This window comes from Dokdonella sp. (assembly GCF_051958935.1).
In the GTDB taxonomy this organism is placed as follows: domain Bacteria; phylum Pseudomonadota; class Gammaproteobacteria; order Xanthomonadales; family Rhodanobacteraceae; genus Dokdonella_A.
The window spans coordinates 1-5,238 of record NZ_JBQCFP010000164.1 but is presented as its reverse complement, the minus strand read 5'-3'; the positions used below and the strand labels follow the sequence as shown (position 1 = coordinate 5,238).

At 68.5% G+C, this 5,238-nt stretch carries 7 protein-coding genes and 2 pseudogenes; all 9 read left to right on the top strand.

What is annotated here, in order from left to right:
• Positions 1–538: hypothetical protein (locus ACTHK2_RS15665; RefSeq protein ID WP_440246652.1), on the top strand; the 538-nt coding region annotated here is incomplete at its 5' end.
• Complete coding sequence (locus tag ACTHK2_RS15660; RefSeq protein ID WP_440246651.1) at positions 535–891, top strand: hypothetical protein; 357 nt, start codon at positions 535–537, stop codon at positions 889–891. The genes ACTHK2_RS15665 and ACTHK2_RS15660, both read left to right, overlap by 4 nt.
• Before the next feature lie 23 nt (positions 892–914).
• Positions 915–1,163 (top strand): annotated as a pseudogene (locus tag ACTHK2_RS15655) (ParB/RepB/Spo0J family partition protein); the annotation flags it as partial.
• A 438-nt stretch (positions 1,164–1,601) separates the two neighbouring features.
• Positions 1,602–2,846: a hypothetical protein gene (locus ACTHK2_RS15650; protein WP_440246653.1), complete on the top strand. Its 1,245-nt coding sequence runs from the start codon at positions 1,602–1,604 to the stop codon at positions 2,844–2,846.
• Between the two features lie 30 nt (positions 2,847–2,876).
• Complete coding sequence (locus ACTHK2_RS15645; protein WP_440246650.1) at positions 2,877–3,347, top strand: hypothetical protein; 471 nt, start codon at positions 2,877–2,879, stop codon at positions 3,345–3,347.
• A 40-nt stretch (positions 3,348–3,387) separates the two neighbouring features.
• Positions 3,388–4,029: an Lcl domain-containing protein gene (locus tag ACTHK2_RS15640; RefSeq protein ID WP_440246649.1), complete on the top strand. Its 642-nt coding sequence runs from the start codon at positions 3,388–3,390 to the stop codon at positions 4,027–4,029.
• Between the two features lie 33 nt (positions 4,030–4,062).
• Positions 4,063–4,488, top strand: a complete 426-nt coding sequence (locus ACTHK2_RS15635) for a DUF1566 domain-containing protein (RefSeq protein WP_440246648.1) — start codon at positions 4,063–4,065, stop codon at positions 4,486–4,488.
• 25 nt (positions 4,489–4,513) lie between these two features.
• Positions 4,514–4,960 (top strand): four helix bundle protein, encoded by a 447-nt coding sequence (locus ACTHK2_RS15630; protein ID WP_440246647.1) that lies wholly within the window; start codon positions 4,514–4,516, stop codon positions 4,958–4,960.
• A pseudogene (locus ACTHK2_RS15625) lies at positions 4,957–5,238 on the top strand (reverse transcriptase); the annotation flags it as partial. The gene ACTHK2_RS15630 and the pseudogene ACTHK2_RS15625, both read left to right, overlap by 4 nt.

The window sequence follows — 5,238 nt, the reverse complement described above, 5'->3', positions numbered from 1 at the left end:
GGCTGAGAAACCCGCCGTGGTGAGCACGGCCGACGAGATTCGCAAGATCCTCGCGAGCGCGAAGGAACCCCTCACCGTCAAGCAGATCTTCGACCGCTGCGAGACGGCCAGCGAGACGACGCAGATTGCGACCGCCCTGCACAAGGAATTCTCGGATGGACGCGTCGAGCGCACAGGATCGCGCGGCAGCTTCGCCTACGCGATCACGGCCGACGGCCGCAGCGCCGCGGAGAACCCCAACCTGCTGCGCAGCCGCACGCACCGGCGCGTGCGTGGCCGCGGCCCGCGCAAGGCAAGCGCGCTCGCCAAGCTGGTCGCATCGCCGAAGCCGCGCGGCAAGAAGGCGAAGAGCCCGCGCAAGCCGCGCGCGGTGGCCGCGCAGGCCACGACGCCGGCCGCCTCGCAGCCGAGTCCGTCGGGCGACGACAGCGCTGTGCGGCTCGCCGGGGCCGTGCTCGCACATTGGCCTGCGCCGCTCGAGGCGATGCCGGCTGACCTGCGCACGCGCGTGCACCAAACCCTCGGGAGCGTGCCGTGAGCCCGCTCGCCGGCTTCCTCTCGATCGCCCTGATCTCGTTCGGCCTGCTCGCCGTGGTGTTGCGCACGCCTCCGCGCCGCGGCCGCGGTTGTGACGCGCCGAGCAACGAGCAGCGCCTCGGCCGCTTCCACGACCGCCTCGACGAGCGCATCGGCCTCCACAGCGAGACCTACCTCGAGCGCCTGGCCATCGGCCTGCGCGCGCACGCGCGCCTCATGGCCGGCATGCGCCCGCATGTGCTCGCTCACCAAGCGCCCGTGCCGGCGGGCCCGGTGCGTATCCGCTACACCGGCCAGAAGCCGCGCGGCCGCGCAGCGCTCAAGCAACGTCCGCTGCCCTTCGCGCAGCGCTGATCCCCATTCGCACCGAGGAAACCATGGATTCCAGCGTCCACGCCGTCCCCATCCCGATCGATCAGCTGCGCCTGTCGCCCCTGAACGCGCGACGCATCGGCAGCAAGCCGCTCGACGATCTTGCCGCGTCGATTCTCGCGGAAGGCCTGCTGCAGAACCTCACCGTCACCGAGAACGAAGCGGGCGAATACGAGATCGTCGCCGGCAAGCGGCGCTTCGGTGCCCTGCAGCTGCTGCGCGAGCGCGGACAGCTGCCGCCTGAGCTGCACTCCGTGCCGTGCCGCATCGTGCACGACGGGCGCGCCGTCAGCGCCAGCCTCGCCGAGAACATCATGCGCGAGGCGATGCATCCGGCGGACGAATTCGTCGCATTCCAGCGCCTCGTCGACAACGGGCGCAGCGTCGAGGAAATCGCCCAGGAGTTCGGCACGTCGCCGACGCAGGTGCTTCGCCGCCTCAAGCTCGCGGCGGTCGCGCCCGACCTGTTCGCCAAGTTCCGCGAGGGAGAGATTCGCCTCGACCAGATGATGGCGCTGGCGACGACGGACGACCACAAGAAGCAGCGCGACGCGTGGAACGTGCCGCAGGCGTACGAGCGAACGGCGGATCGCATTCGCGAACGCCTGATGTCGAAGAAGGAATTCCGCATCAACGCCGATTCGGCAGCGAAGTTTGTCGGTGCCGACGCGCTCGAGGCCGCCGGCGTCATCGTGCGCCGCGACCTCTTCAGCGACCGCGGCGAAGGCTTCGTCACGGATCGCAAGCACGTCGACGAGCTCGCGCTGGCGAAGCTCGAGGACGAAGCCGAACGCATCCGCGCGGAAGGCTGGAAGTGGGTCGAGGCCCGAATCGAGTTCACCTACACCGATCGCCACAAGTTCGGCCAGGTGTATGCCGAGCACGGAAAGGAGGCGTTGAGCGCAGCCGCGAAGAAGGAGCTCCAAGACATCGAGAGCGAGTTGCAGAAGCTCAATGGGCTCGACGATGTCGACAGCCTGACCAGCGAACAGGAAGACATGGTCGATCGCCTCCGGGCGCGAGAACGCTACATTCGCGGGGCAGCCGAAGCGTGGACGGCCAAGCAGAAGTCCGCGTGCGGTGCCATCGTCCACCTCGAGGACGGGAACGTCTTCGTCGTCCGCGGCCTCGTTCGCCCTGGCGAAGCCCCGCCCGCTGGCAGCCGTGTTACGGCGAGCCGCGGCAGCAAGCCGCCGAAGAGGCCCACCGATCTCTCGCGGCCGATCGTCGACCGCCTGCTCGCTCAGCGCACGGCGATGCTGCAGGCGGAAGCGCTGGGCAACACCGATGTGGCGCTCGCCATTCTCGCGCAGCGCCTGCTTCTGGGCGCCCTGTATCGCGAGTACTCCGACGAGCGCACGGCCTCGCGAATCACGTTCAAAGGCCCGGAGCCGCTCGAGGCAAAAGCCAGCGAGCTCCCCATGATGCGGCACTACGCCGCGATGCAGGACTGCATCGAGAAGATCCGTCAGGGACTGCCGCTGGCGACGAAGCTGCTCGACTGGCTGCTCAACCAGCCGCGCGACCAGGTCGTCAATCTCATCGCCGCGGCAACCGCTCTCTCGATCGACACCTCTCACATGGGCGAGTCGATCGGCAGCGCATCGCCGCTGATGCCGCTGATCACGAAGCTCGGCTGCGACTTCGCTGACCACTGGGAACCGACCCCCGAGACGTTCCTGGAGCACGTGCCGCGCGCCGTGATCGAGCAGGCCGTGAAGGAGGCATGCGGCGCGCCCGCGCTCAAGCAGCTCGAAAACCTCAACAAGGCGCAGACCGTGGAGGCCGCCGCGCAGCTGCTCGCCGGCAAGCGCTGGCTGCCGAAACCTCTTCGCCGCGCGAAGCCGCAAGGCTCGCCGGACGATTCCGCGGACAAGGCGACCGCGGCCCCGAAATCGCCTTCATCGCGCGCGGCGCGAAAGCCCGCGACACCGTAACGCCCCCTTCCTCTTCCCAGGAGTTCCATCATGACTCCGATCACCGCCTGCCCGCTCGTCTACGGCTACGACTCGAACAAGTCCAAGGTCCTGCCCGTCACCAGCTTCAACGAAGTGTTCGGGCGCCAGTCGCTCACCGGCCCCGTGCTCCCGTGGCCCGGCGCCCAGGGCGTCCCCGTGCGCTTCCACCTGCGCGACAACGAGCAGCTGTGCCTGCAGATCGACGTGCCGCCCGGCGACGAGTACGACGTGATGGTCACGAACGGCGCCGTCGCAACGCAGAAGCCCGTGCACATGAACGCGCGCCTCGACGGCAGCGACAAGTCCGTCGTCGCCGAGAACGTGCAGCCCGGTGCGATCTGCGCGTCGTTCCGCACGCCGGGCGGTATCAAGCGCGCGGCGCCCGTGATCGAACACGGCTCCCACGGTTTCCTCACGATCGAAACCGCCGACCACAAGGCCTCCGATGTGTGGCTGGTCGTCAACTTCGTGAAGCGCTGAGCCGCCGCCCCCCTACCCACCAGCCCCACGGAGGGGCCAAATGAAGAGCAAGACTTCGACCAAGGCCAAACCTCGTGCCCTCACCGCGCGACGCACGCAGCGTTCCGCATCACCCGCGCGTCTGTTCGTCGCGGCCGATATCACGGACGCCACTCTCCGGGGCTACCGCGAAGGCCGCGCAGCCGCGATCGCCGAGAGGGTGCCCGCGACCCTCGACGCGCTCATCGCGGCGCCGACGTCGATCGCCGATCCGATCAAGGTACTCGCCGACGGAACGCACTGTGCGCCGGGTGACACGCGAACCGATCATGTCGCGGTACTGCTGCCGGCCGCCGGCATCATGGTGCACCCGGTTTCTCTCGGCGCGGGCGGCGACGATCCATTGCAGAACCACGCCGCGTGCGAAGGCGCGTGCCGCGATCTGCGCGTGCTCGGCCACAGCGACTGGCAGCTCGCGAGTCGCGAGGACTGGAATCATATCCTCGACCTCACGCGGCACGATCCGGCCGTCGATCCGAATCTCTACCCCGGCATCAAACCGCGTTGGCATTGGACGAGCACCGCGGCGGCGTGGTCCGCGTCGTCCGCGTGGTTCGTCCTTGCCGGCGGCGGCGGCGTCGACTACGGCCCCCGCGACAGCGACGTCGGGTTCGCGCTCGCCGTGCGGCGGGTCGGTCAGTAATTCGCCCTTTGCCTGACTCCCCAGGAGAACCTCATGCGTTTCATCGAAATGATCAAGATCGGCGAGAGCGGCGAGCAGCTGCCGCCCGACGCGAAGAATCACGTCGCGGTGCTGCTGCCCGCGCAAGGCCTCATGTTCACCGCGCGCGTCATCAACGAGACCGAGAAGAGCCAGCCGGACCTCGAGAAGGCCTGCACGGAAGTGACGTGCGCGGGCTTCAACGACTGGTCGCTGCCCGAGATCGACGAGCTCGAGCTCCTCATCGACCGCAGCCGCTACAGCCCCGCGCTCAATCCCGAGTACTTCCTCGACATTCCCGAGGACTGGCTGTGGAGCAAGACGCCGGCGGCGTGGTCCGCGTCGTCCGCGTGGGTCGTCTATGCCTACGGCGGCTACGTCTACAACTACCACCGCTACATCGACGGGTTCGCGCTCGCCGTGCGGCGGGTCGGTCAGTAATCGGCCCTTTGCCTGAGCCGCACGAATGACTCGTAGCTACCAGCCACCCGCGATCATCAAGGCGATCGAGCGCCTGCTCGTCGACGTCGATCGCGCGGTGCGCACGTTCGCACGACGGTTCCGCTACGACCTGGGCGGCGACCTGCGCAAGCAGGCGATGCAGGTGTTCCACCTCGCCAACAAGGCCGTGCGTGATCAGGTACTCGAGCGGCGCCGCCAGTGGATCGACGATCTCGTCTGGGCGATCGACGACCTCAAGCAGTACCTCCAGACGGCGAAGCTGCTCGGCGCGACGCGCAGCTTCGGCCAGTTCGCGCACCTCGCGCGGCAGATCGAAGACGTCGGTCGCCAGGCCGGCGGATGGAAGCGGCAACTGAACCCCAAGGCCCAGAGTGCGCAGGCTGACGCCCATGCGCAGCGCGGCCAGAAACTGAGTACCCGAGCCGCCTCTGCTGCAGGGGCCAATCCATGACGAAGCCGTGCTACCCCCGCGGATGCGCGGAATGGTCGCAAGTGCTCGGGGAAGCGGCGGCGTGGTCCGCGTCGTCCGCGTGGAACGTCAATGCCAACAACGGCAACGTCAACAACAACCACCGCAACAACGACGGGTTCGCGCTCGCCGTGCGGCGGGTCGGTGAGTTTCAGGGTGAGGCGACGCTGCTCCATGATCTCTACCGCGCGTGGCGCCGCGCGCGACGCCAGCAGGTGCCGCGCGTCAACCCGCGCGCCGTCGACAGCGCCGGGGCCAGC